Below are 26,263 nucleotides of genomic sequence, written 5' to 3'. Positions count from 1 at the left end.
GCAAACGCGGCCTCAATCAACGAGGCTGCTAAAGAGTGTCTTTTTTTATAAGGACGGTGCTTTACATATCATTCGCTTGAATAGCTCCGAATCTGTAACTATCATTAATAATACATTTTTCCAAATTGCAGTTTCCGTTCTGCTACTCGAAGCACTCACCCTTTCTATCTTACATATATTTTCTGAAGGAATTGCAGATGAATTTTCGTATGTTAAAAAGCAAAGAACATGGTTTGTTAGTTATTATTATATCAATGCTATTTCTAACATCATGCGCTTTAAAAGCCCCTCAAAACAAGCAACAGCCAGTTGGAAGCCTTCAACATGGTGCACTAATTCAAAGCTACCTAGATGATAGCGGTGCTACAAGTTTAGAAGAGCTTGAAACCTCGCTGATGCAATTTAAAGCGAACAGGCAAACGGCTGAACTTCTGGAGGGAAATACTAAATACATTGCCGAGTTGTACAAGAAAAATGCGTTAAACTTAATATCGCAGGATTACGAACAAAATTCCTCGCTAGCAGAAATAGTAGCCTCAACTGAAAAACCTCACTCTACAGTCTCTATTCTTGTCTCGTTATATCCAATTGATGCATACAGATTACTTTCATACTTCAATGCAAACAAAACTATTGAATACGAACAATTACTAGCTGTAGCAGTAGATAATAATCTCGACCCCAGCATCGTGTTGGCCGCCGCCGCATCCGGCTACGAAAATACCGTTACACCACTAATACATTCCGCTGGCATTGTTATTTATAGCCAAGCGGAAGGTAGCTCTAGTGCCGTAAAATATAAAGAAGCGACAGCTGCTGATTGGCAACCAGGCTTGTCTTTATCTTGGGAACCAATATATGGTGCATTGTCTGGAAGTATCGTGCATTTAAATGCAGATACCGACTACGAAGTCGAAATTAAAATAACACATTCTGATGGCAACACAGAAGATTACTCGTTCAATTTTAGAACACGACCTAACGCCCCACCAATAAATCCAAATAAAATATACTATCTATCAGAAATCTATAATGGCGGCCAGTTAGATCTTGAAGCTCTAAATATTTACGGTGATGAAGATGGTTACGCGAAAATCATCGGTGATGGACAAGTTATTGAAGCATCCACTGATTTTCTATCCGCTGTTAATATAGGTTCACAATCTTATATAATGCTTGAGAATCTTACGATTAAAGGCGGTGAGCGTTATGGCATATTCGCAAAAAACACACATCATATTTGGATAAAAGGTTGTGATATTTCAAAGTATGGACGAGTTGCTACTATTTTTAAAAATGGTAAAGGTTATGCGTCCGAAAATAGTACTTCCCCAATTAATTATGACTCTGGAATCTACTTAGAAAAAACAGGTATTTCGGTGGTTGAAGAATGCGAAATTCATAGCCCTAATGGTAAGGCAAATCATTGGGGAGACGGTCATCCTAATGGGCCTAACGCCCTGCAGGTATGGGCATACCACCCAGATGATGAATTTCGAGGTCAAATGATAATAAGAAATAATCGATTTTATGGCACTGATTCTCACAGATTCAACGATGTAATAGAAGGTCGGAAGAACTTCGAAAGAACAGGTGGATTTTTAAGAGACTCTGCGATATATGGAAATTACTTAGCGTTTGCTAATGATGATTTGATAGAAATAGATGGCGGTCAACGCAACGTACTGGTATATGAGAATGAACTAACGAAAGGTTACGCCGGTATAAGTGTAGCACCTAATATGCTGGGCCCCAGTTACCTATTTCATAACAATATTCATGATTTGGGTGACGAACGCGGCAAAGAATGGACTGCAATAAAGGCTGGTGGACTTCTAGCGAAGCCCGGTGGTCAAACTTTTATATTAGAGAATTATATTGATGTTGCAAGAAATGGACTTTCAGCATCTGGGGTAAACGGTGATAGTACGTTCTGGGTTAGAACTCAAAACAACGTGATAATATCTTCAGAATACAACAACATGGTAGGGCTTGGAATATATGATAAATATAAATATTACGGCTCAACCTTCACAAATGACTTCATCTACAATAAAAAATTACAATCCCCTTTTTTGCAGATGGCTTACGATAATTATTTGCCACACCCTTTTTCAGAAAGTTCAGAGTATGCAACTCTAGTAGAATTATCCACACCCCATACACTTTTAGTTGATGAAAATTATCTTATTCCGAATATCTCTAAAGTCAGTAAGACGATATCAACCCCGCAAGGTTGGCAGTTAAAACCTGATAGTTTGGCATTTACACCTTTCCACGATCAAACTAAGTATGGCAGTTTAAACACATTTGAGGATGTCGGTGTTACCCTACAAGGAAATATTTGGAGTAAAACTGAAGCTAATTTAACTATTACCACAAATACTATTTTAGAATTGGATTTAGAGGTTGAAGGCTTACCAGAAATTGTAGGTTTAGCATTTGAAAATGATAACAAAGTAACTAAAACAAAAATCATTCAATTTTATGGCAGCCAGTCATACGGTATAAATGCAAAAAGTTACTTCAATGGTAGTACTTCAAAAATCCGTTTCCCTATAGGCGAGTACTTAACGGGAACTTTTAAGTATCTTGTTTTAGTTTTAGATAACGACATTAGCCAATCTAAAAACAACACATCCATTATAATGAAAAATATCAAACTCGAAGAATTGAACGAGGCTCTGAGTTCAGATACATATAACTCACAAGAGAGAATAATCATCGGACTTGAAGATAACTAATCTCAATTGTTTTAAAAGCAAAAAAAGGGCCGATTTTATATCGGCCCTTAAAATTTAAAGTAATAACTTACCGCTAGAGTTAAGTATTAAGCTTTGTTATTTCGAACTCGAACTAGAGCAAGAAGACTTAAAGCTAAAATACCAACTGTACCTGGGGCATTAACCGAAACTGGAGCTCCTGGTGCGGACGCTTCTAACAAACCTAAAGCGTCAACTGAAAGGGTTGTAAAATCACCAGCGCTTACAAGTGGCGAAGAAAAAGCAATACTACTAAGACCACCACAGCATTCTTCAGCCCAAACTATTGTGAATGAATTAGAGCCAGCAGTAAGAAACTGTTCAAATGAAATAACATCTGAGCTTGTCCACTTTTTGCTCCACCACAAATCAGCGGTTGAATCCAAAACTAAAGCATCGTTGATATAGATCTCTGCACCATAGCCAGCGTCTAAGCCAGCAAACACTTCAAACGCAGAATCAGAAGCTAAATCAAAAGTAAAAGTAACGTTCATAATAGAATCATCAAACGTCCCTTCCAAATCAAAATCTGTAACTGAAACTTCAGTTGCGCTTTGACTATTAAAATAATCAAGAAGGTTTGAAGAAGCATCGAAACTTCCATCCAACTCTGCGTAAGAATAAGTAATAACCGCCGCTTGTGACGAGAAACTACCTAACATTAAAAACGAACTTAATAATGCTACAATTTTTTTGTTCATGCTAACAACGCCTTATAAAATATGTTCAACTCAATTTAAGCAATATACATGCCAAAACATAAGATACTGATAATATGAAAGAATAAAACAAATCTTTATGCCGGTGTAAAATATCGTGACACCCTTTAATAGCCGAAAAGTTCAAAATCCTTTGAATATAGCTCGTATATTTTTTCCTGCACTTTTGACTCTAATTCAACTACGCTGGTCACTTTTGAAACATTAGATTTTGGTAGCGTAGTATTGAGATTTAGTTTTGTGTTTACAAATGTAAAATCTTCGTCGATACGCTCGTACTTGCCAACAAAATCGACCATCACTTCATAATGCTCATTACACAAAAAACTAATCTGCGGCTTAAAAAGAACCTCTGTATGCAACCTCATAGGGTCAAGATAATCTAAGACGAAGTCCTCAAACTGTGAATAATCAGTAGAAATGATCGAACTTAGACGCTTATTATTTGTGCCATTACCACCCGATAGTAAATAACGATGAACGGATTGAAGTCTATCAATCGGATGCCGCACAAATGCGAATTTGAAACTATTTTCAAAACGCTTTTTATCCGCGCTTCTAAAGTTAAACGCACTACAATGATCTCGTTGAACATGCTTAGTCGTGCCTGTTAGCGCATGCAATACACTTGTCCCTGCAGCCTTCGGTATATGAATAAATATACAATTGTTTTTACACATATACCTTCGGTAAGGATACATATTTGAATGCGCCTTTAGGTAGTCACCTATAACAGTTTTTATACCAAGCATAATGCAGCTTTTATACCAAGCATATTTTATTCACCTACCTCGTTAATATTTCGATTAGATTACTTTTTAAGGTTTCTGAATTAAATGACACTTCAATCTTTGCTCGAGCACGCCTTCTGATGTCATTAAGATCATATCGCTTTGAAATATCTAAAATCATATCGCTTATAGCACGGCTATCTTTTTCCTTGACCAAGAAGCCTGTTTTACCGTGCTTTACTAATTCAGGAATTCCGCTATGAATTGTTGATAGCACAACCACACCACTCGCCATAGCTTCCATTAAAGAAACCGGTATTCCTTCCATATCACCCTTGCTATCTCTTACCGAGGGTAGAAGAAATAAATCGGTATTTTTCAACGATTCGGCAACGAAACTAGACGGTTTTGCCCCCTCGAATATTACCCTATGACTATTACTATGGCTAGCAGCATCTTGTTTAAGCGAATTCATCAAGTCGCCATCGCCAATAATTTTATACTTACATTCAATTGGGCATTCCAATACCGCTTTTATAGCGTACTTAAGACCTTTTTTTTCTGTAGCCCTTGCCACAGATAATATTGAAAGCGGGGTAGAAACAACCTTTTCAGAATAAGCGAAGCGGTTTACGTCTACACCCATATGAACTACTTCAATTTTTGATGCATTTGCCCCCAGCTCAATAAGTTTATTTTTCCAATGGTCACTAATTGGCAATAAAACCCCACCTAAATTTCCATACAAGTTTTGCCATAGATCTAGTTGATCATATCTGCTTATTTCGTAGCCGTGAAAAATAGTAAACAGATTGGTGCACTTCACTAACCCTGCTTGAATGAGGTAATCCATAACAACGCCATTACTACCAAAATGAGCAATGCAACTGTCTGTTGAAATATTTTTATTGCGAAGGAACCAAACAATACACATTAAATCTTTTGCTAAAAACCTATTTTTCTTAGCCATAAAATGAAAAAACAAAGAGATTAATTTATGTCTCTTTACCGACACCATGCAATATAGGAAACCCAATAACATGTGAAAGTATGATTTACTGCTGTGTGCTGTAGGCAATATTGAGGCGACTTTTTTTGACGCACTTTTACCAAAAATATCTTCGACTACACCTGTATCGTCATTAGTAGGGTTTACAGAGAGAACTTGTACGTCAATACCCTCGTTCACCAAATCTTTAACTTGGTTTAAAACGAATGTTTGCGATAGAACAGGAAAGCTTCTCACAAAAAATAAAACTTTTTTATTTGCTAGCATTTAGAACCCTTTAATTCTTTTGAGAGATTGCTTCACTTCTGCATATTTTAAAAATAATATCAGCGCAATTAACAACGTTACTACACCAACCGCTGATTCTTTGACAAAGATGATATCTGGTATGAATGGTAAAACAAATTGATAAAACAATAATAGTGGGGTGGCAAAAGCTACTAGTAAAACACCCATACTTTTTATCGAATAAGAAAAACCGACCCCTGTGATAAATTTGATAAAATAGTAATTTACCACTGGAAATAATATTATTTGAAAGATTGCCATAGACATTACAAGCGCCTCGACCCCATACATGGACGATACGTAAATGACTAATGCGTTAGGACACATTACATAAACGTTCCACATAAAGTTACGCTTTGTTAACCCTGTAGCTTGCACTAATGGACCTACAAGGTTTGAAGCTGCTACCCGAATAAACCAAAAACCCGCTAACAATGAAAGCACTAAACTGTATTGAGCATAGGATTCACCGAAAAATAAGGTGGTCACAAGCTCTGACGCTATAATTACTGGTACATAAATGAATGCTAGTACGAAAAGTTGAACAAAATAAAAGTCTTTATAAACCCTCGCAAATCTATCTTTATCACCTTTAACCTCTGCAAAAGCAGGAAGCGCGACTTTGCCAATAATAGGTTGCAGCGCTTGTGCTGGCCTGCTCGCCAATTGCTTGATGACATGGTAAATACCCATTTCACTGCTTGGTAAGGTAACAGCGAGAATCATTACGTCTAGTTGTTTTCTTATTATATTCAGCGCCTGTGAGCCGAAATCGAAAATACCATAGCTGAAGGCTTCTCGGTAAATCGTAGTATTTATAGAAAGCGATAAATTAACGTAGTTGCCTAGGAACACCATAAATCCTATCAATTTAAGCAGTTGATAAATAACCACTGCTCCAACTAAACAAAGCAACTCTAACTCTGGAAATGAAACTGCAAAGCCAAATGAAATTACCTTTGCAAAAATATCGATTTGTGCAATGCGTTGGTGTTTAAAGTGCTTCATTCCTACAGCTTGGTACTGTGAAGAAAGTGAAGACACTACTAGCAAAAGAGTAGCTAATCGTAATTCTTGAATAATTGCTTCATAGCCTAAAGCACTGGCAATAACAGGTGCAAGAAAGAAAAGTACAAGGCTAAATACCCCACCAATTCCTAATGCTAAATAATAGACTGCATTGGAAGTAGCTTGATCGGCTTCACGCTTATATATTAGAAAGTTTGATATGCCGCCTAACGCGAATGCGACAAAAACCTCAATAACCATGTTTACAACTGCAAATTGCCCGAACACCTCTGGTGCAAGTATTCGAACTAAGATTGCAAGCTGCACCATGGTTAACACTAAATTGATTACTGTGGCGAGTGTCGTCCACGATGTAGCTTTTACTATTCTACTCAAAGCGTATTAATCCTATTAACTTCTGGTACTCTGATGGCCTGAACTCAATTTGTAAATTTCCGACATTGACACAAAAAAAATGGAAGAGATTACGCGAAAAACAGAAATTTTTTGTTTTATGCTTATTTTGCTAGTGCCAATGATGATTAAAGTCCTTTTAATATAGAGCTTAATGGCTTGCCAAATAAGCTTCAAAGCCTTGTTGCTCGACTCAGTTTTGTCCCACGAACCTCCGATAACACGTCTTCTTTTTTTCAATATTTCCGTATAATTTCTAGCGGGGTGCAATACCAAAGCTTGTGGGCAGTAAACTACGTTAAGTCCGCTTTTAGTTAAGCGATTTGCCATATCATGGTCGCCGCCCGACTTTACACGTGAATTAAAGCCTCCGTGGTTTAAAATTACTTCTCTTTTCGAAAGCCAGTTTGCGGTAATACATACACCTTGTAATGCGTATGCTTTTTGATTCATTGAAAATAAACTTTCGTAAGCAATTGCCGCATTCTCTACGTTGTCATCTGGGTGCTTAAAAAATTTGACTTCACCCGCTATTACGCCGAAGTTAGGCGACTCTTCTGCACACACAACAAGCGATTCCACCCAATTGGAGTCAGGTATACAGTCAGCATCGGTAAAGGCCACATACTCACCTTTAGCAATATCTAGAGCGGCATTACGTGCCGCATAAGAACCTGGCTCTGACTCTTGTAACGGAATAATACCTTCTAAACCACTAACTACCTCGTATGTTTCGTCTGTGGAGCCGTTATCAACAACTATGATTTCATAATGTTCTGATGACATCGTTTGATTTTTTAGCGCTTCAACGCACTTTATGATTCTTTTCGCATCGTTCCATACAGGGACGATTACGGAAACTTTTAAGTTTTTTGACATTATTCAACCATATTAAAAATAAGCGAAATCGTTGTTAACGCACGATCTGTGTTGTTAGATAGACATAGGCTTCTTAAAAACCTTTCTTTTTAACAAATTAACAAAAAACATTGTGGTAGCAACCACCCCTGCCATTTGGATCGACTTTTTTATCCAAGCCAGCTTTTCATTTTTATGTTTCAAAGAAAATAACAACTGTTCAGAGACTCTTTTGTTAAACCAATAGTTACCAAGAAAATCTTGATGTTTAATCGCAGAGCCAAGACGTTTATCTATTTCTGATGGCTTCATTTTCCTCACTTTGGCACCAATTCCATCTTCATTTTGAAATCGATAGAGAAAAATAGCTTCTGGAATATTCTTAAAGTTAATTTTAAGTTCAAAAAAACGAACATAGATGTCCCAATCTTGACCGTTGTTAAGGCTTTCATCAAATGGATGATCTTTTAGAAGTGTTCGTTGGGCACTGAAGCCGCTCATACCGCAATAAGTATTACCGCGTACCAAAGAGGATTTAGTAACCTCAGTATCTGAATTAATGACTTCTACTGTTTCTTTGCCCATTTGTTTGAACCCACAAACGACAGCCTGGGATCCGCTACTATACATAGCCGAATGCTTTTCTAAATAATTAGGTAGCCAAATGTCGTCATCATCTAAAAATGCAACTACATCACCTTGAGCTAACGACACTCCTATGTTACGAGCTTTGTTGGCACCGCATGACACAGGCTGGCGTCTATAGCTTGCCGCCATTTCATCCACTAGCGGTAACACTTCGTCATAAGAACAAGTTGAATTATCATCGATAATAATAATTTCCGCAGGTTGGATTGTTTGCGCCTTTATGCCCAACAATGCCTCTTTTAGGTATTCAGGCCTGTTGAACGTAGTTATTACTACCGAAAATTTTATACTCATAGTAAAACCATAATCCTGTATCTTAGTTATTTATTGACAAAAATTAATAGCGTAATTTTCGCTTTACTGTACGAAGAAAAACCGGAGAGTTGATTTCAAAACCTATCAACGCAGACTTTTAGTTTTCTAATTTTTTATTTACCTAAGCATCAATAAAACTAGCAACATTTGACCTAGTCTCTGATTCAGCCAAAACCATCTAGTCAAAATATGATAATTGCCCAACTTAACTTTAAGAGATGGCCTTTTTTATTTTTAAATAAATAAACTTTAAAGGGCTATAGATTGAACTAATATAAAGCCTGTAGCACTTCCATTTATAACTGATTTTACCTTGTACACTTTCTTGTGCGTACCCTTGTGAATTGGTGAGGGACAAAACAGACTGAGAAAACTGGTAGCCAAACAACGAACGATGTTTAGATGCCTTGCTCTTTTTCGAACTTTCTACTCCATTAAACTTACATGGTAAATTTAAGCTATTGCAAAGTGACTCAACAACATGTTTAGGTACACTAGCTAAGTCTTCATATTTTATTAACTCAACATGCCCTTTGAAATGCGGTAACGATGAGAATCGTTGCCAATTCATGTAGGTCATAACCCATTGATTCTCAATTTTTTCCGGCGCTAAATTCCAACGTCTAAACTGCGACAGAATAACGTCTTTTGGATTTCTAACAATCCCAATGTAATGACACTTTACCAAATGAGTGAAACGCTGCTCAAAATCGAGCATTAGCTCTAAAGCACTCCACTGTAACAAGTGGTGCGGTGATTTTTCGATAAAAACTGGCCCAAATTCTTTAATAAGTGCGTACCAGCCATTAAAAATCATCTCTTCATCAGAACTATAAACTAAAGCTGAACTTAAATTTGTATCTAAAAAATGCTTTAACTCGCGTTTAGCTCTTTCTTTTTCATAAGGAACTGCACTTGCCAACATACTTATTTGAGGTCTGTCTAATATCGACGCCGCTTTTGTCCAGTAAAGTGTTTCCGATTCGAAATGATGCGTTTTTGGGTACTTAGTTACTCCTAGGCCATCTTTTAAACTTCTAAAAAGAAAACTTGAACCAGAAGACTTTTCTGAAAGAATGTATATGACATCAATTTTATTTTCACTCAAAAGAGAACTCCTTTCTCTATGTAGCTAATAGTTGTCTGCTAGCTATCAACATCAAAATCCGATGCCACTATTTATACTGAACGTACATTCCTTCTTTGCCCCAATAGCAGCATTCCACCAAACGGAATTCTTTGGGCAACAAAATAAACGAATATAGGGCCCATAATGCCGGCTGTTAAGCCAAGCAATAAATCTATCTCGATTGGCAACTCAGTTATTTTACCTACCACCAACCTAGTCGCAGAAGTGAAGAACACATGGAAAATATAAATACTGTAAGAATAAATGCCGATTCTAGCTAAGAATTGCACCGACATATTAGTACCTAACAACAAGTAGCATGAAACGAGGCCGATTAAACAACCAAGCAGCCGTTGAGAGTAAATTGGGTTGTCTAATAAGTATATGGCTGTCATTAACACTAAGAACAATATGAACGAAACAGCAGGCCTGAGGGTTTGTAAACGGAACCTAATTACATACATGCCGAATAAAAAGAATGGCATTAAATATACAAAACCTTTCAAAGCAAAAAGTTTGGTGTAGGGCTGCTGTACACTCAGTAGTAAAAATAAACCAATAATAGAAATAACGGCCCACTTCGACTTTAAGACATTCAACAATTCCAATGGAACAATAATGACAAAGACAAAAAATAGTGCCTCAACGAACCAAAAGTGCTGCACTGGGTAGATATGTAGTAACCACCAGTTCTCAATATTATTGTTGGTACCTGGTACCAATGACTGCAATAACGCGAAAAATGTTCCTACCACAAACATAGGTACTAATAATCTTCTTACTTTACCTTTCATGAACGATTTCCAACTCCCCTCAACAGGGCGGGCCGCGTAAACTACTCCAGATAGAAAAGTAAATAGCGGCATACGAACACACTCGAGTAGATCATTTATGTCGCGTATAACCCCATCGGATACTTTCAAGCCGTTCGTTGGGTCGTTGCCTATGACGTGATAAGCAACTAAGAAAATGCACGCTAAACCGCGCAAAGTATCGACTTTGATATCGCGCATTAATTTGCCTTAATAGTAAATAACGCTGAAATATAGTCCTGGGTAGATTGTGCAATTCGATCCCAATTAAACTTCTGTAAAAAACCTGCTTGATCCATATTCAAGGATAGTGAATCGATTTTAGTTATTTTATTACTTAGAGAGTTCGTATCGCCGACTGGGAAATAGCTATCTGAAGGGGCTTCTATGTCTAAATTGGGCGCAATGTCGCTTAACAAGACTTTAGTTCCAGCACTTATAGCTTCTAACGCTACTATTGGAAGCCCCTCATGATAGGACGGCAATACGAAAATCTTTGCATGCTTAAATAATGCCTTAAGTTCATCGCCTCCGCGGCGGCCTGCAAAAAGAACATTGTCGGTAGCTTGTTTTAACAGAGAAGATGAGTATTCATCACGATGATCCGCATCGCCAACAACAACAAGCTTCATATCTGTATTTGCTTTTTTATAGGCTACAACTAAATCATGAAAGCCTTTTTCAGGCACTAAACGCCCAACTGTAAGTACATAGTTTTGAGGTGACAAAGATAGTTCTTGTGGCAAAAAATCAGGTGATATATCGCCGCTGAAAGAGGGCAACATACCATTTGGTACATATACAATTTTATCTGCGTGGTTTGGAAATTGCTGCTTTAAGCGCTCGGTAAGTGTTTTACCTACAACAAACATTTTATTGCCACATATAACACCCATTTTCTCGCCTGACTTTAAAATAAATTTGGCGAAGCCGTTCCATTTTTGCCTGTCGTAGTCGGCACCATGGTGGGTAACAACAACTTTCATCCCTAGCAATCTAGCTAGCGGTGAAAATAAAGCTGGGCCAATAGCGTGAAGATGAATAACGTCTGGATGTACAAAAATTCTTGCATAAATAATGGCAAAAAACGTGTGCATGAAGGTTTCTAAGAATTTATGCTTTAAGGTCCACACACTTATGATGTTCACACCTTCATAAGTGTACTTATCCTGTTTCACATAAGGAGAACGTGCAATTACCGTAACCGACGCACCATTTTTTACCATACGAGGATAAAGTTGTTCACAGTGTGACTCTATTCCACCCATAACCTCAGGAATACCACGCAGTCCTATTGCACATATTTTCATATTACAGTTTGCCCTTTTCGGATTACACGAGCTGATGTAGCTTTAGATTTAGTTAAGTCAATTTGCTTGCTTGAAGAAAATACAATACCAACAACGATGGCAAAGAAAATTAGCCCCTCTATGTTCCAAAGGGGCATTGTAGCTAAGTTCATTATTAGAAAACCGACTATCGATAGACCGACAATTTTTGCTAAGCTCTTTTTATGTATTTTAAATGCCTCTTTAAGCGCAAAAAGCATCATTCCGATAAATGAATAGAAACCTAAGTAACCATATTCGTAAAGGTTTGAAACAAAGGTATTATGAGCATATTTAGCGAAAACTCCTCTCCACGAATCTGGCCCAAAACCAAAGATTTTATGCAACATATTTGCGTTTGTAAAAGCATCTATATATTGGCTCCATATATATACTCGAGCCGACATAATATCCTTCTCCGCTTCACTAAAATAAATGGGAGCTTTCGTGATTAAGTCCAAATTGCCGAGCATAAGACCTACATCAGCGAAACGTTCCTGCATAGTTAGCGAAAGCACCAAGAACACTGCAGTGAATATCATTGCCACTATAGTAAGCACTGGTGCTTTTTGAGACGGTTTAAGCCTCTGCTCTATTAACGTAAAATAGAATACTGCAGCAATAGGTAGTATCGTTAAAATGGCGGTTCTATAGTTCACGAGTATTAACAATATTACGGCTAACGTGAATAAACTTGTTCTGAACCGAATAGTATTGCGCTCTACCAATCCGACTACAAAAATAAACGATACGATAATCATTGAAAATGCAGCTTCATGGTTATAACCGCCAATATAGCTAATTGAGCCATCTGCTTCAGCTGCTTTAGCATGCCCCATCAATACCGAAAATACCTGCATGGTAATTGGCATAACAAAAGCCACCAATAGCTTTTTAAACGTTTCATTCTGCCCTTGGCTCCGGATAGATAAAAACAACGCACCTGCCAACACTAAGAAATAACACCACTTTACCAATACGTTTATCGTACCTGGTATTTGCATATTCACGAAACCACTTACCGCTATCGCAATGAAAAACGCATAAAACGGAAGTAACTTTTTGAGTGTAAAAACAGCGGTTGGAATAAGTAGTAAGCCCAACCCCGCTACGCCTATACTCCCCAATGCATTTATTGAAAAACCCGCCACCAAAGAGGGGTAAGTAACCGTGTGAAATGCAGATAGAAAGTAGCGTAACCATATTGCGCAAATGGCAAAGGCTAAATACTTGTTGCAGTTACCGGTAATGGTTCTATACACCATTATTAGGCTAACCACCCCTACAAGTAGTTTGATTGCTTCAAACATAATTAGTTAGTCATCTTTTTCTAGAATGGCACTTACGCGCTTATGAAAAGCGGCATAAGAAAACTGCTGCGCGCACGCTTGGCTTTTTTCAACATATCGCGCTCTGTTAGCACTACCTTTGAATAACACCAATGCATCGGCAACACCTTGTGCGTTATTTAACTCGCACAGTATGCCATTCTTTTCTTCGCTGGCACCAGAAACTTGGTAAGGGTATTGTTCGGCAATAATTTCAGCAGGGCCCGATTCGCAATTAGTTGCAATTACCGGTTTGTTCAAACACATGGCTTCCACAATGGCATTGGGGAAACCTTCTGCATTACTGGTGGAAACAAAATATTCTGCTTTAGCCACGTACGGGTAAGGGTTTGGCTTAAAACCTAAAAAATGTACTTTATCTGCAATGCCAAGTGTTTTAGCTAGCGCTTTAAGCATGGCCTCTTCATCGCCCACGCCCAAAATAACTAAATCTTCAACAATATCGGCTTTGGCATACGCGTTTAGTAACAGTGAAAAGTTTTTGTTTTTAACTAACCGCCCTACCCCAATAATGTATGGGGCTTTTGGAATGTCGGTTACCGCTTCGCTTGCAAGTTCGTGCAGCTGCGCAATATCGTACGGGTTATATAACAGTGATACTTTAGGTTCTGGCACCGCATAGTTTTCAATTAAATCGGCTTTTACACCTTCAGACACTGCCACCACATTGTCAGCCCGCTTATACAAAAGCTTAACTAAAAAGCGGCTAATACCGTCTTTTAAACCACCCGACAAATGGCTGGTAGTATTCACGCGTTCACTAATAATGGCGCGGTAACCTAACGATTTTGCTATCGCTATATTCAAGAAATTACTGCGCGTTAAAAAGCTAAAACAAATTTGGGGGTTTATAGTTTTAAGTAATGGTTTTAACTGCTGATAACCAGCTTTAAGGCTGCCATTGCTGGTTAGTACTGTTTTGGTAACATAAGGGGGGCACTGCTGACTTTCTTCCAGCGTGTCTAACAAAACAAGGTGAACAGGCACGTTTGCATGTGAAAAGTAGTCTTCCATGATTGCTAGCAATTTTGCCATTACCCGTTCGGCACCACCGCCTTCTAGGGAATTAATAATGAACACTACTGGGCGGTTGCTAGTTAGCATGAAACTTCTTTATCCTTGTCATTAGACTAAATGCTAACGCTAAGTTTAGCACAGCTCGATTTTAGTTTTGTAGTAAAATTACAACATGGCAAGCTGCATTACTTTAAGCTTGCAAATGTTCAGTACAAGAAACGGAATATACTCTAATTAGAATTTGGCTCTTGTTTTGTTCCGGTTATTACTATGCACTATTGCGCAAAGTTTAGTAAATGGTAATACCATCTATACATATGGAATATGCCAATTACATACATGAAACCCATATATAAACCCTATTCATGAACCATGCCAAATATCGGTATTATTATGTTTACGTGCTTTACCTTGTTGAAATAACTTTCAACTTTTGTATAAGTTTGACATTATCAATTTACTGCCACATGTTTACTATACTATGAAGTGGTTAACGTTTTCTTACAGCTATTATTCTAATAAATTCGTCTCATTATGGTGCACTAAGGCTTAATTGGCATGACAACCCGCTACGCGCGTAAAACTTACCGACGAACCTGTATTTGTGCCCTAACGGGGCTTTTATTTGGTGTGGCTTCTTTGGTTATCGCGCAACAAAAAAACATCTTTACTCAAGAGGTTTACAGCCGAGTTGAAGCCCTGTTTGGTAAAACAGGTGCGGCAGATGTAGCTAAGTGGCGACAACTAGTCAATAGCATTGAGAACGACGATATTGATGAAAAGCTTTACCAGGTGAATCGCTTTTTCAATCGATTCGACTTTGTAGATGACCTAAAGCACTGGCGCCAACCCGATTACTGGGCCACGCCAATCGAGTTTATTGGAACGGGCGCTGGCGACTGTGAAGATTACTCAATTGCTAAATACTTTTCGTTAATAGAACTTGGTATTCCAAAATCGCAGCTTCGGCTTATGTATGTAACCGCGTTAGAATTAAACCAACCTCATATGGTGTTAGCCTATTACCCAAGCCCTACTTCTGTTCCTTTAGTGCTTGATAATATTAACCGCCGAATACTGCCAGCAAACCAACGGCGCGACCTTGCACCTGTTTATAGTTTTAACGGTGATGGTCTATGGGCGGCGAAGTCTATGGGAACAGGAAGAAAATTAAGAGGCAGCGGCCCCATGAAAATGTGGGACGACATGATAGATCGTTTAAACAGCGTAATGCTCGGAGATACACAAGAACAATGAAATTATCTACCCAACTAAGCGTTAGCTTACTTATTTTTTTACTGGCCGTGTTCGCCGGTTCCTTTTTTATTAACGTAAAAATGACCAAAGAATACGTGAATGAACAACTTGCTACCCACGCACAAGACACCGCCACATCGCTAGGTTTAGCCATGGCACCCTATATAACGCAAGAAAATGGTCAGGCTGTAGCTGAAACCATGGTGAACGCCATATTCGACAGGGGCTACTACCAAACTATTTCGGTTAAAGACGCCAGCGGGAATACCCTTATTATTCGTCAAAACCCGAATAAAATAGATACCGTACCAAATTGGTTTACCGAAGCGGTACACGTTACCCCGCCGGTAAAAAACACCGAACTTAACGATGGTTGGACAATGGCGGGGCAACTTATCGTACAAAGCCACCCAGGCCTTGCGAATGAAAAGCTATGGGATAGCATTACCCAAAGTGCGCTAATGTTTTTTATAGCCTTTATTATTGCCTACCTAGTGCTGCTGGTTATTATTCGCCAAATTACCAAGCCCTTAGAAATTGTTACCCAAAAAATAGGCGACATTCAAAACCAAAAGTTTTCTGAAATTGACTACCAGCCTTTTACTAAAGAATTCTCTTTTATCACGCTAGCCGTAAATAAGCTGTCTAGAGCAGTAGAAAGCATGTTTAAAGAACTTACTGCACGTGCTGAACAGTTTAAAGCCATTGCGTATGGCGATAGCCTAACGGGGCTTTCCAATAGAAATGCCTTTAATCGACACATGAATGCACTATTAAGTGGCACAGCTACGGTAGAACAAGGTTACGTGGTGTTGATTAGGTTAACGCAACTTGCTCGGGTAAATAATTTACTGGGCGGCGCTGAAGGCGACGAATATGTTAGTGCGGCTGCAAAAAAACTGAAACTGGCCGCCATGCAATTTCCAGATAAAGTAACCCTTTTTAGAGTATCGGGTTCCGACTTTGCCATATTAATGGAAGCGGTATCGCAACAAGAGTGCGAAAAAAGACTGAAAAGCCTTAGCGATGAAATGAATAAAATAGATTTTCTTAAAGATGGCGATAAAACAGCGTGGATTGGCGCAGCTAAATACACCAGTGAAAATAGCTTTACTGAAGTAATGGAAAAAGCAGATAGCGCCCTATTAGCGGCAACAAAGTTAGACAGAGGCTGGCAATTTGCTTCAGAGCTAACTTTCATTCACAGCAATACCGAATGGCGTGAAAGACTAAACAATATTCTGTTACAACAGTATGCCGATATTTTAATACAGCCTATTTTTAGTACCGAGAACAAAGCCCCGTGTTATTACGAAGGGTTCGCGCGCTTTAAAGACGTGTCTACCAATACCGATATACCTATGTCGCAGTTAATTCCTGCATCAGAGCGGCTGCACCTTATTCCTCAAGTAGATAGATTGGTAACGTCGCTGGTAGTCAGTAAACTCATGGCCTCTCCTCACACAGTAGCGGTGAACATTGCCACTGCATCAATTGCGAATGCCGAATTTTGCCAATGGCTTGGTGGTTATCTTCTTGAACACAAGTCGTTGTGCGACAGATTAGCGTTTGAAATTGAAGACTCCGCCATTATTTATTATAGGGAAGCTACCCTTAAATTCTGCGACATGGTTAAAAAAGCAGGATGCACCATTACTATTGAACATTTTGGCGACAATCTTGCATCATTAAGTGGGTTAAGGGCTATTCAGCCCGATTTTGTAAAAATATCCGGCAAATTGACCAAAGATATTCATGAAGACAAAGACAATCAGCTATTTGTTAGCAGCTTAGTAAGTATTGCTAATGGGTTACACATTAAAGTGATAGCCGAGCTGGTTGAAAGCGAGTTAGAAAGTAATACACTTAGTAAGCTGCAGGTGGTTTATCAGCAAGGCTATCACTTTGCAAAGCCTACAGCTTGGCGCTTAGGGAAATAATTTAAGTAGCTAGTTTGTTTGCGGCTTTCACAGCAAATAAAGCTAAGACAACGGGCGTTCATTTGGTATACAATACTTGGTGTATGCAAACCAATTTTTCGAAGTAGGAACTATTATGCGTAATAGATTTATTTTTTCATTAGTAATGAGTGTGCTTATTGCTATTTCGCCAGTGGCTATTGCACAAGACAGCGCAGGTAGCGTTCCAGGTTTGCAAATTAGAGCCCAATTAATTGATGCTATCGATGGTGGTACCGCAGTTGAAACTGCAGCCGCATCAATCAGCAATGATGTTTTAAGTAATGGTATGCCAACCATTTCACAATCGAATCTTTCATATCTTCAAACTAAGCCGACTGAGTTTGAAAACATGACAGGTTTATTAAGCGACAGCGCGACTGGATTCGAGCTTGCAATCGCTGGGTTCGGATCTTTACCAGAGCAGCCATCGGAAGTGGTGACTATATCTATGATCCTGTTCCCCGAAGATGCCAACGAAATTTATAACATTGCATTGCAAACCGGTGTAATTAGCGCAGAAGATGCACTTTTGGCTGCGATTAATGCAGGTATCGATACCTCAACACTTACCGCAACTGCGGCAGGGGCTACTGGCAACGATGTATCTCCATTAGGTGTAGGTACTGGTGCAGCTGGTGCTGGCGGTGGCGATACCACGGTTTCAGCAAACTAAGTTTGTATTACATTTAAACTCTGTGTTGGTGATCGTTAGTGGTAGTAAGAAGTGGCGATAGTGAATGCTGAGTATTAATAATAGAAAAACCGAAAAGCTTTTTTTCGGTTTTCTTTTATTTACCCTTTTTTGGCTACCTATTCCTTTAGGTGCTAATAGGCCATGGGCTTGGGCCCTTATGCAAATTTCCGTTTTTTGTATAAGTGCATCGTTAATGGCCTTTCATTTTCGTACCGTTACTGTTGTAGTTCGCCAATATCGTGCTTTTGTTCTGCTTTGGATATTGTTTCTTGCTTGGCAGTTATTAAACTTAATTCCCCTACCCGCCTCACTTATTGCCAGCGTTCGGCCAGAAAAGCTCTTACCCGCGTACGCTAACGTGCAGCCTGTTACTAGTTGGTTACCTCTTAGCTTTGATGTAGGCCAAAGCCAAATAGTATTTTTAAAATCCCTTTGTTATTGCCTGCTTTTTTTCAGTGTTTTAGCCTTGGTGCGCTCAACGTCTCGGTTAAAACTAGTGTTAATAACCATTAGTGCAAGCGGTATATTTCAAGCCATTTATGGGTCGCTAGAGGTATTGTCGGGCATTGAGTACAGCCTAGTATTCAAACAACCGGTTACGCACATTGCTACCGGCAGCTTTATTTACAAAAACCATTTTGCAAATTACCTACTGCTTTCATTGAGTGCTGCATTAGGGTATCTGATTGCCAGTTTAGGTGATGACGATGGGCTATCAAAACGAGAGCGCCTTAGAAAATGGCTTAAGTTTTGGCTAGGCAATAAAGTTCTGTTTCGTATTGGCATAATTATTATGGTTATTGCACTGGTAATGTCGCGTTCACGAATGGGCAATACGGCGTTTTTTGTTAGCATGACAATAACTGCCGCCATTGGTTTGTGGTATTTCAAACCTAGACAAAAAAGCTACATTGCTCTGTTTGTTAGCATGTTAGTTATCGACATTATGATAGTAAGTAGCGTGTTTGGGTTAAACGAAGTAAAGCAACGCCTTGAACAAACCGATTTAACCCATGAAAGCCGAGACGAAGTGGTTACTGATGCACTGCCCTTGTTAACGCAGTACCCATTAATAGGTACAGGTGGCGGAACCTTCTATACTGTGTACCCCCAATATCAAAGTGAGAGTATTCAACACTTTTACGACCATGCTCATAATGAATACTTACAGTTTAGTATTGAGTTTGGCGTTGTTGGCGCACTACTAATGGGCGTATTTGTGTTGATTTGCGGCATTAATGCGTTCAATGCTTTTCGTCAGCGCCACCACCCCCTTCCACGCGGTGCGGCATTTGCGTGTTTTATGGCTATTATTGGTATGGCAATGCACACCAGCGTAGACTTTCCCTTACAAGCGCCTGCTAACACTGCTATCTTTATTACTCTACTTGCACTTGGAGCCATGAGTAATCGAATTCGGGTTCGACAATCAACAAAACGTAATCGTAAGCCGTAAAGTTAGGTTTTTTGTAAGTGCCTAATTAGGGATTTCAATAAGTATTTACTAATGGATTCAGTTATGGAAAATCAGTCGTGGTGTTAAAAGTTAATCACCCTATTCAGGAAGAACCCAACGTAAAACACATGCTAGAGAGAATGCCCAAGCATGTGGCCAACTCGTTTAGTGAAGAACAGCTTACCCATATAAATACCGCGTTAGCAGGCAGGCGCTGGGGCAAGCATAAGTTAGATTTACGTGGCACCCTTGGCATTGGTTACAGCCGCTTCTATTTTGTGCTGTTAGGCGGTAAAGATAAACGCGACCCTTCCCGTATAGAAAGTAAAATTGGCCAACTTACGTTAGCTTTCGGTTTTACCCTGTTTATTCTATTTTCATTGCTGGTAGGTATGGTACTGCTGTACATACTAAAATCGTGGCTGGGTATTAACTTATTCGAAAACTATTCACTAGGCTTGTGGGATTGGCTTAAAAGTAAGTTTTAAATGCTAGTTTAATACTACTAGTCGTAAGTAATGCAGTTGGGAATGCGTTTTCTAACTGGGTAAGCGGCCAAGCGCATCCATCGGCATGCAGGCTCTTCTGCATTATAGCTCACAATACTTTGCACTATTGCGTCTCTGCTATGAGGGTTTACTAACCCCAACTTCATATGGTGTTTTAATGGCTGAATAACCTTAATGTATTCAGGCGACCGTGCTGCATAATTCGCTAACCCGTACTCTACTATGAATTTATGAACTATAGCGTCTTGTGGGCCTACCTGAATGGCTTTATTCATATATTGATAGAAAGCGTCGTCTACTTGGTTACGCTTCCATTTCACCGATGCTAACCCTATCCAGCTTGCTGGCCAAAGCGGGCGTAGCAATAAGCTGTGCTGGTAATTACTAAAGGCCAGTTTCAAACTATTTGTCTTCTCGTTTTCAGCAGCGTTTTCAGCAGCACTTTCAGCAGTGCTTTGATCAGCGTGCTGAGATACAAACGCTTGCCATTCGTAAAGCTGGCCACGCATTTGATAATAAAGCGCGTTATTGGGAAACATGGAAATGGCTGAATCTATTTTAGTAATAGCATCGCTTACTTTGCTAGCGGTTACGCGCTCAGGATTATTCTGCCAAGCCTCTAATTGGTTGTTCACCCGATAATAATAGTTACCCGATATAAAAAACTGTGCGCTCCATATTACGCCCCATGCCGCTGTGATAAAAAACACAGTGCGCACCACACGTTTTATTAATAACTGATGACGCTCATACACGTTAGATAACGACACTAGGTGCCCCTACTATTTCACCCGGTGTAGTAACGAAAACTTGCTGGGCGTAATCTGCGTCTACTGCCGATACCACCGCAAATGCCTCACCCATATCGTTAGGTCGCCTAACCGTGTCATGGGTGTCTGAAGCCACTACATGAAAGCTTTGGTTGGCAAGCAAGCTTAACGCAAAGTTCTGTACAGGCTCTCCAAATCGGCCTGTAAGTGCGCCTGCTGTCACCTGAAACCAGCAGCCTATGCGCTGCAACCAGTCAAACTTGTGTTGCTCGCGCAATAGCTCTCGGTTACGTTCAGGGTGTGCAATAAGCGGTTGCACGTTGTTTTTTAATAACCATTTTACTAACGGTTCCATTCCCGATGGCACATGACTGTGAGGCATTTCAAGCAACATCACGTTTTTGCCGTTAATCTGGCCTAAAAAAGGCACCGCATTTTGTTTTATCCATATAGGAATGTGCTCCGAGACACGAAGCTCGGCGGCATAAGATAAGGTAAGGGGAATGTTTTCTTGTTCAAGCGCTAACACAAGTTCGTTATACGCGTTTTCAATAATAGCGGGCGTATTATCAAAGAACCCTGGGTGTATATGTGGGGTACAAACTAAATGCGTCACGCCGCATTCAAGTGTTTGTTTGGCCATGTCAATCGACATGGCCATGGTTCTGGCACCATCGTCAATGCCAGGTAATATATGACTGTGAAGGTCTATCAATTAATTATTAGCTGTCCTTATGACTAGTATAATCATACTGATCATAAAACCCGCCGTACCTCTGTGCTACATCAGACTTTCGTAAGTCTACTTGATTTAGCACTACGCCATCAAGGCGATGTCCCACTTGTAAGAAACGAGACAACCCTGTATTAATCACTTTTTCGCTGGTACTGTCGGCGCGTACTACGTAAATAATAGAGTCGCACGAGTTAGCAATTACCATTGAATCACTTACCGCTTGAGTAGGCGCGGTATCTACCACCACATATTTGTATTGGGTTTTTAATTCTTTAATTAACGCATCGAACCCTTTATCGGCAAGAAGCTCTTGTGGGTTAGACGGTATTGTACCTGCCGAAAGAATATCGATATTCGCTTGTTCGTCACGCACCAAACATTCATCGAAACTGTGAGTTTTAAGAATAAGGTTAGCAACACCTGGCTGGTAATTAGGAATATTAAACTGCCTACCAATGCTTGGGCGGCGTAAATCCGCATCTATAAGAATGGTTTTATCTAACTGGCCTAGCGCGAACGCTAGGTTAATAGACACAGTAGTTTTACCTTCTTTAGGCACACTAGAGGTAACCATAATAGCCTGATTATCTTTATCTAAATTCAACAACGACAAACTAGTACGTAAGGTTCTAACCGACTCTGCAAACTGATGCTTTTTACCGTCGAAATAAGTGCGAATAGGTAAATTGGTTTTCTTTTTATGGGCAAGCCAAGGAATTAAACCCAACATACGCTGGCCTAACTTACGCTCTACATCTTCTACCGAACGAATACCGCTATTAAGTGTTTCCATGGTAATGGCCAAGAACACACCAAACCCAATACTAAATACAAAAGCCGCCCCAATTAGCAACTTTTTATTCGGTTCAGAAGGTACCGATGGCACTACAGCGCTATCTAAAATTCTGGCATTTGCCGATTCAAAACCACCTAGTTCGTCAGTTTCTTTTAAACGAGTAAAGAATGAATTGTACAACTGCTGGTTAATATCAACATCGCGCTGAAGGGCTTTGCGTTGATTGTCTAACGCAGATAAACCACGGAATTCAGCTTTTGCCACTTCTACTTCTTGCTTAAGTTGCGCAACGCGCTGCTCTGAAACTTGGTATTGGGTAGTAATACTAGAAATAAGATCGCGAGTTTGGGTAGTTAACGTTTCTCGAATGGAAGACAGCTCAGCATTTGCCGCAATCATTTTAGGGTGTTTAGGGCCGTAAACTTTGCTAAGTTCAGACACGCGGGTCATAGCTTTGGCTTCGTCGCGGCGTACCCCTTGAATGGTAGGGTGATTCAGTACTTCAGGTAACCGTGCAATGTCTTCAAGGGTCACGTTGTTACGCGTTTGACGATATATTACCGCGTTTAACTTTAATGCGGTTTGTGCGTCAAGCAATTGCGTGCTTAGACGCTCTAGTTCGTCGGCAGCAAGGCCCACTACGCCATCTATGTTTACCACTTGATTACGTTCATAAAACTGCGATAGGTTCTTTTCAGCGATATCAAGCTTATCTTTCAAGCCTTCTAAGCTTTCTGTAAGAAACGACGTGGCCTTTGCTGTCATATCTAGTTTAGCTTGAAGGTAATTCTCGATGTAAACATCGGCAATAGTATCGGCAATTTGAGCCGACAAAGAAGCAGATTCAGTAGTAACGGAAATCTTCATTACCTGGGTGTTATCAACCATACTGACTTCTACGGCACGCATTAATCTGAATACTGCGGAACGTTTTTTTGCTGCAATAATTTGCGCCTCAGTACGTTCTACCACTTCTTCTTGCGGTAGAAATGGCAGCATGTCTTTAGCACTATCTATTAGCGAGTCGATAGCACTTGGACCTTCTTCAGGCGGCATAAATTTATCGTTTAAATGTAAATTCATTCCCTCTACGGTACGTTCGGCAATTTGGCGCGAACGTAATATTTCGTATTGGGTTTGCATGTAATCTTTACGCTTAGTGTCTAAGCCATACACTTCTTCTATAGATACCACATTCGCATTTTCAGAATCGACCAATATAGTGGTAGACGACGTATAAAGTGGCGTCATCCGCATTACCAGCAAAGCCACCAATATAGTAAAAGCGATGGCTAACGAAACAATGCGAAAAGCGTAGCGTTTCAATATGCCAAGATAGTGTGCAATATCGATAGTTTCACTATCTAGCACGCCATGATTCACGTCGTCCCTATGATTTACTGCCATGTTATTTTTGTATCCTGAAATTTTTGCTAATTAGAAAAAGCGTTGGTTAACAGTAATAATGTCACCGGGCTGTATCATGTCGCTTACCGTTACGGTAAAACTACGTGTAGTGCCATCTTTTTCTCGAACTATTGTTATTTTGTCTCGTGCGGCGCGCTCGGTATAGCCGCCTGCTAACGCTGCAGCTTTGTTTACCGACAAACCTGGCTGGTAAGGGTAACCACCTGGGCGTTTTACTTCACCGTCTATAAAGAAGGGGCGGTAATCGATAATGGTTACTGATACCGACGGGTTTACTAAGTAATCCCCTTTTAAACCTTCATAAATAAGCTGTTCTACTTCGCCTAGTGTTAACCCTACCAATTTAACTTCACCCATAAACGGGTAATTAATAGTGCCAACATCGGGTAAACGTACTTCCATCGACAAGTCGTCTTGCCCAAATACATTTATACTAATTCTGTCACCTGAGCCTAATTGGTAGCGGCTCATGCTCAAATTACCTTCCTGTGCTAGAGCATTGAACGACATCACTACAACAAAAAGGAAGGCGAAAATACTGTTTACACTTTGCTTCACAGGCTAACCTCGGCAGATAAACCAATTACACTTCTGTCGTAACCAATGGCATCTCGGTTACTGTCTCTGTCATTTAATGTGTAATACAGCGAAAAGCTTAAATAACGGCGTGCTTGATAGTTTACTGCAGCGGTATAACGCATTAAGTCATCTTCACGGTTAGCAATGCCTTCATCGTCTAATACATATTCATCAGTAAGTTTGCTGATACTAGTAGACGTGCTTAAGCGCTGAAGCCATTCATGTTCCCACGATGCTGTATAATCGCGACCACGAATAAAGTTACCCTCACCGTTGGTTTCACGTGTATCGGCACTGGTAGAAAAACGAAACGTTGAATAAGTAACAGGCTGCCATTCAACACCCGCTTCCCAATCCACCCCATAGAAAGTACTACGGGTTGCAGATTCAAAATCTTTTTCTGTGTAACCTACTTTAGCAAAGCCTGTAGTTGCAGCGGTGCTTTCCCAGGTAATACCGCCTAAAACACGTAGCGTGTCACTGTCTAGACTAGATGCTTCTGACAACTGGCGGTCGTAGCGAGTGTATGTATTGGTTACATCAATCACCAACGCTGTTGAAGGTGCAATTTTATAAGCAAACTCAGCACCTATTTGATTCTTGGCACGATCACGAAGCAGGTAAGCTTGTTCTTCTCGGTCATAATCTAACGTTTCACGATTTGCCTTGAGCGTTAACATGCCGTTTGAGGTTAACGCGCCGTAACTATATTCTCCACCCGCATACATACTTTTAAAGGTATCAGGCGAAGTAATGTCGTCGCCGGCACCTAGTGAGAACCCCGTACCACGGTCTTCGTGACCATCTTCATATTGCGCGGTGCCGCTTAAGCGATGACGGCTATTTAGTTCGTATTCACCGGAAGCTTCAAAAAAGTGATCGGTGTAATCGTCGGCGCTGCTTGAAAAATACACACCACGCTCTAATCGGTATCCAAATTGAACAGGGTTACCATCAATTTCTGTGGCGGCAATAATTTCTGGCGAAAACGTGGCGCGCCAGCTGTAAATTTTAGGTTCACCATCGCGAGCATAAGCAACGTTATCTACATAACTCATAGATGTATTGAATGTGGGGATAATGTCGAATTGGCCTGCTTCAATACGGCCAGCCTCTTGTGCGTTCGATATGGCGCTAATTACCGACAGTGCAACAAGGCTTGTTGTCCTTTTAAACATACTCGCTCCTAAAATTTTTGTCTTATGCAGTTAAATATTGGGGTAAAACAGTGCAACATCAGTTTTGATGCTCACAAAAGCAACACCAATATATTTATTTAACCGCTTTGAGTGTGATATTTATAATTTTTCAGCTATTGGCCGGATGGCATGCTAATACTGTGCCATACAGGGCGTAGTGCGCGTGCAAACACTTTGCTTTAATAACGTTTTATTGCCAACACATTCAATTATTCCCGTTAGCTTAACGAAAAATTATTGCAGCAATGTGTCTAACTTACAGGCTTGCTGGTTAAGCAAAAACAACGTTTTACTACATGACCTAATAAACGATTCAATACATGATCTAACACATGCTTGAATACAAGACGTAGCGTTAATTTAATTGCTGTAAGTTTAAAATCTTTGGCACGCAGTATAATGGTTATATGTTATCTTACAATATCAATTGGGTAATTGCTTTCAATAGTTTTGTAATAAAATTACAACCTGCTTATACTATACTTTAGCAG

At 39.8% G+C, this 26,263-nt stretch carries 22 protein-coding genes; 6 read left to right on the top strand and 16 right to left on the bottom strand.

Features of this window, described 5'->3' with window-relative positions; genetic code table 11:
- The first annotated feature begins 197 nt into the window (after positions 1-197).
- Positions 198-2,744 (top strand): right-handed parallel beta-helix repeat-containing protein, encoded by a 2,547-nt coding sequence (locus tag J5X92_RS05585; protein WP_208804984.1) that lies wholly within the window; start codon positions 198-200, stop codon positions 2,742-2,744.
- Positions 2,745-2,830: 86 nt separating this feature from the next.
- Here J5X92_RS05585 and J5X92_RS05580 read toward each other — a convergent pair whose 3' ends face one another.
- From J5X92_RS05580 to J5X92_RS05530, 11 genes are all read right to left on the bottom strand, one after another.
- A complete protein-coding gene (locus J5X92_RS05580) occupies positions 2,831-3,463 on the bottom strand; it encodes a CCXG family PEP-CTERM protein (RefSeq protein WP_208804983.1) in 633 nt (210 codons plus the stop codon).
- A gap of 125 nt (positions 3,464-3,588) precedes the next feature.
- The gene (locus J5X92_RS05575; RefSeq protein ID WP_208804981.1) at positions 3,589-4,182 is read right to left on the bottom strand and encodes a sulfotransferase family 2 domain-containing protein; all 594 of its coding nucleotides are present in this window, start codon (positions 4,180-4,182) and stop codon (positions 3,589-3,591) included.
- 85 nt (positions 4,183-4,267) lie between these two features.
- Entirely contained in the window at positions 4,268-5,488 is a 1,221-nt protein-coding gene (locus tag J5X92_RS05570; protein WP_208804979.1) for a glycosyltransferase, read from the bottom strand.
- On the bottom strand, positions 5,489-6,913 hold the full coding sequence (locus J5X92_RS05565) for an oligosaccharide flippase family protein (protein ID WP_208804977.1): 1,425 nt from the start codon (positions 6,911-6,913) through the stop codon (positions 5,489-5,491). It abuts the gene before it with no gap.
- A gap of 15 nt (positions 6,914-6,928) precedes the next feature.
- Positions 6,929-7,810, bottom strand: coding sequence for a glycosyltransferase family A protein (locus J5X92_RS05560; RefSeq protein WP_208804975.1), 882 nt, complete (start codon positions 7,808-7,810; stop codon positions 6,929-6,931).
- 54 nt (positions 7,811-7,864) lie between these two features.
- Entirely contained in the window at positions 7,865-8,731 is an 867-nt protein-coding gene (locus J5X92_RS05555; protein WP_244360301.1) for a glycosyltransferase family 2 protein, read from the bottom strand.
- A 232-nt stretch (positions 8,732-8,963) separates the two neighbouring features.
- Complete coding sequence (locus J5X92_RS05550; RefSeq protein ID WP_208804973.1) at positions 8,964-9,860, bottom strand: sulfotransferase; 897 nt, start codon at positions 9,858-9,860, stop codon at positions 8,964-8,966.
- 71 nt (positions 9,861-9,931) lie between these two features.
- Positions 9,932-10,894, bottom strand: a complete 963-nt coding sequence (locus tag J5X92_RS05545; protein WP_208804972.1) for an acyltransferase — start codon at positions 10,892-10,894, stop codon at positions 9,932-9,934.
- Entirely contained in the window at positions 10,894-12,003 is a 1,110-nt protein-coding gene (locus J5X92_RS05540; RefSeq protein WP_208804970.1) for a glycosyltransferase family 4 protein, read from the bottom strand. The genes J5X92_RS05545 and J5X92_RS05540 overlap by 1 nt, the downstream gene beginning before the upstream one ends.
- The gene (locus J5X92_RS05535) at positions 12,000-13,331 is read right to left on the bottom strand and encodes an O-antigen ligase family protein (protein ID WP_208804968.1); all 1,332 of its coding nucleotides are present in this window, start codon (positions 13,329-13,331) and stop codon (positions 12,000-12,002) included. The genes J5X92_RS05540 and J5X92_RS05535 overlap by 4 nt, the downstream gene beginning before the upstream one ends.
- Positions 13,332-13,337: 6 nt before the next feature.
- The gene (locus J5X92_RS05530) at positions 13,338-14,474 is read right to left on the bottom strand and encodes a glycosyltransferase (protein ID WP_208804966.1); all 1,137 of its coding nucleotides are present in this window, start codon (positions 14,472-14,474) and stop codon (positions 13,338-13,340) included.
- 471 nt (positions 14,475-14,945) lie between these two features.
- On the opposite strand from J5X92_RS05530, the gene J5X92_RS05525 reads away from it, so the two are divergent.
- From J5X92_RS05525 to J5X92_RS05505, 5 genes are all read left to right on the top strand, one after another.
- Positions 14,946-15,644 (top strand): transglutaminase-like cysteine peptidase, encoded by a 699-nt coding sequence (locus J5X92_RS05525; RefSeq protein WP_208804964.1) that lies wholly within the window; start codon positions 14,946-14,948, stop codon positions 15,642-15,644.
- Positions 15,641-17,584 (top strand): EAL domain-containing protein, encoded by a 1,944-nt coding sequence (locus tag J5X92_RS05520; RefSeq protein WP_208804962.1) that lies wholly within the window; start codon positions 15,641-15,643, stop codon positions 17,582-17,584. Before J5X92_RS05525 ends, J5X92_RS05520 begins: the two co-directional genes overlap by 4 nt.
- Before the next feature lie 115 nt (positions 17,585-17,699).
- Positions 17,700-18,278, top strand: coding sequence for a hypothetical protein (locus tag J5X92_RS05515; RefSeq protein WP_208804960.1), 579 nt, complete (start codon positions 17,700-17,702; stop codon positions 18,276-18,278).
- Positions 18,279-18,342: 64 nt separating this feature from the next.
- Positions 18,343-19,755 (top strand): O-antigen ligase family protein, encoded by a 1,413-nt coding sequence (locus J5X92_RS05510; RefSeq protein WP_208804958.1) that lies wholly within the window; start codon positions 18,343-18,345, stop codon positions 19,753-19,755.
- A 77-nt stretch (positions 19,756-19,832) separates the two neighbouring features.
- Positions 19,833-20,243, top strand: coding sequence for a 3-phosphoshikimate 1-carboxyvinyltransferase (locus J5X92_RS05505; RefSeq protein WP_208804956.1), 411 nt, complete (start codon positions 19,833-19,835; stop codon positions 20,241-20,243).
- Between the two features lie 17 nt (positions 20,244-20,260).
- Here J5X92_RS05505 and J5X92_RS05500 read toward each other — a convergent pair whose 3' ends face one another.
- From J5X92_RS05500 to J5X92_RS05480, 5 genes are read right to left on the bottom strand one after another with little or no spacing between them, the layout of a single operon-like run.
- Positions 20,261-21,034, bottom strand: coding sequence for a VpsP family polysaccharide biosynthesis protein (locus J5X92_RS05500; protein WP_208804954.1), 774 nt, complete (start codon positions 21,032-21,034; stop codon positions 20,261-20,263).
- Positions 21,021-21,749, bottom strand: coding sequence for a CpsB/CapC family capsule biosynthesis tyrosine phosphatase (locus J5X92_RS05495; protein ID WP_208804952.1), 729 nt, complete (start codon positions 21,747-21,749; stop codon positions 21,021-21,023). The genes J5X92_RS05500 and J5X92_RS05495 overlap by 14 nt, the downstream gene beginning before the upstream one ends.
- Before the next feature lie 7 nt (positions 21,750-21,756).
- Complete coding sequence (locus J5X92_RS05490) at positions 21,757-23,973, bottom strand: polysaccharide biosynthesis tyrosine autokinase (RefSeq protein WP_126873673.1); 2,217 nt, start codon at positions 23,971-23,973, stop codon at positions 21,757-21,759.
- A gap of 30 nt (positions 23,974-24,003) precedes the next feature.
- The gene (locus J5X92_RS05485) at positions 24,004-24,552 is read right to left on the bottom strand and encodes a polysaccharide biosynthesis/export family protein (RefSeq protein WP_232043559.1); all 549 of its coding nucleotides are present in this window, start codon (positions 24,550-24,552) and stop codon (positions 24,004-24,006) included.
- Entirely contained in the window at positions 24,549-25,751 is a 1,203-nt protein-coding gene (locus J5X92_RS05480) for an outer membrane beta-barrel protein (protein WP_126873672.1), read from the bottom strand. The genes J5X92_RS05485 and J5X92_RS05480 overlap by 4 nt, the downstream gene beginning before the upstream one ends.
- Between the last annotated feature and the right edge of the window lie 512 nt (positions 25,752-26,263).

It is taken from the genome of Alteromonas sp. K632G (assembly GCF_017653625.1).
Classification (GTDB): Bacteria; Pseudomonadota; Gammaproteobacteria; order Enterobacterales; family Alteromonadaceae; genus Alteromonas; species Alteromonas naphthalenivorans.
Note: the sequence above shows the minus strand (reverse complement) of the source record. Positions and strands in the feature narration are given on the sequence as shown.

What these genes read in the sequence shown, in the direction of transcription:
- J5X92_RS05515 (WP_208804960.1), top strand. Translation starts at nt 17,700, where the DNA reads ATGCGTAATAGATTTATTTTTTCATTAGTAATGAGTGTGCTTATTGCT.
- J5X92_RS05490 (WP_126873673.1), bottom strand. Translation starts at nt 23,973, where the DNA reads ATGGCAGTAAATCATAGGGACGACGTGAATCATGGCGTGCTAGATAGT.
- J5X92_RS05535 (WP_208804968.1), bottom strand. Translation starts at nt 13,331, where the DNA reads ATGTTTGAAGCAATCAAACTACTTGTAGGGGTGGTTAGCCTAATAATG.
- J5X92_RS05520 (WP_208804962.1), top strand. Translation starts at nt 15,641, where the DNA reads ATGAAATTATCTACCCAACTAAGCGTTAGCTTACTTATTTTTTTACTG.
- J5X92_RS05575 (WP_208804981.1), bottom strand. Translation starts at nt 4,182, where the DNA reads ATGTATCCTTACCGAAGGTATATGTGTAAAAACAATTGTATATTTATT.
- J5X92_RS05540 (WP_208804970.1), bottom strand. Translation starts at nt 12,003, where the DNA reads ATGAAAATATGTGCAATAGGACTGCGTGGTATTCCTGAGGTTATGGGT.
- J5X92_RS05525 (WP_208804964.1), top strand. Translation starts at nt 14,946, where the DNA reads ATGACAACCCGCTACGCGCGTAAAACTTACCGACGAACCTGTATTTGT.
- J5X92_RS05510 (WP_208804958.1), top strand. Translation starts at nt 18,343, where the DNA reads ATGCTGAGTATTAATAATAGAAAAACCGAAAAGCTTTTTTTCGGTTTT.
- J5X92_RS05480 (WP_126873672.1), bottom strand. Translation starts at nt 25,751, where the DNA reads ATGTTTAAAAGGACAACAAGCCTTGTTGCACTGTCGGTAATTAGCGCC.
- J5X92_RS05585 (WP_208804984.1), top strand. Translation starts at nt 198, where the DNA reads ATGAATTTTCGTATGTTAAAAAGCAAAGAACATGGTTTGTTAGTTATT.
- J5X92_RS05560 (WP_208804975.1), bottom strand. Translation starts at nt 7,810, where the DNA reads ATGTCAAAAAACTTAAAAGTTTCCGTAATCGTCCCTGTATGGAACGAT.
- J5X92_RS05545 (WP_208804972.1), bottom strand. Translation starts at nt 10,894, where the DNA reads ATGCGCGATATCAAAGTCGATACTTTGCGCGGTTTAGCGTGCATTTTC.
- J5X92_RS05570 (WP_208804979.1), bottom strand. Translation starts at nt 5,488, where the DNA reads ATGCTAGCAAATAAAAAAGTTTTATTTTTTGTGAGAAGCTTTCCTGTT.
- J5X92_RS05580 (WP_208804983.1), bottom strand. Translation starts at nt 3,463, where the DNA reads ATGAACAAAAAAATTGTAGCATTATTAAGTTCGTTTTTAATGTTAGGT.
- J5X92_RS05555 (WP_244360301.1), bottom strand. Translation starts at nt 8,731, where the DNA reads ATGAGTATAAAATTTTCGGTAGTAATAACTACGTTCAACAGGCCTGAA.
- J5X92_RS05530 (WP_208804966.1), bottom strand. Translation starts at nt 14,474, where the DNA reads ATGCTAACTAGCAACCGCCCAGTAGTGTTCATTATTAATTCCCTAGAA.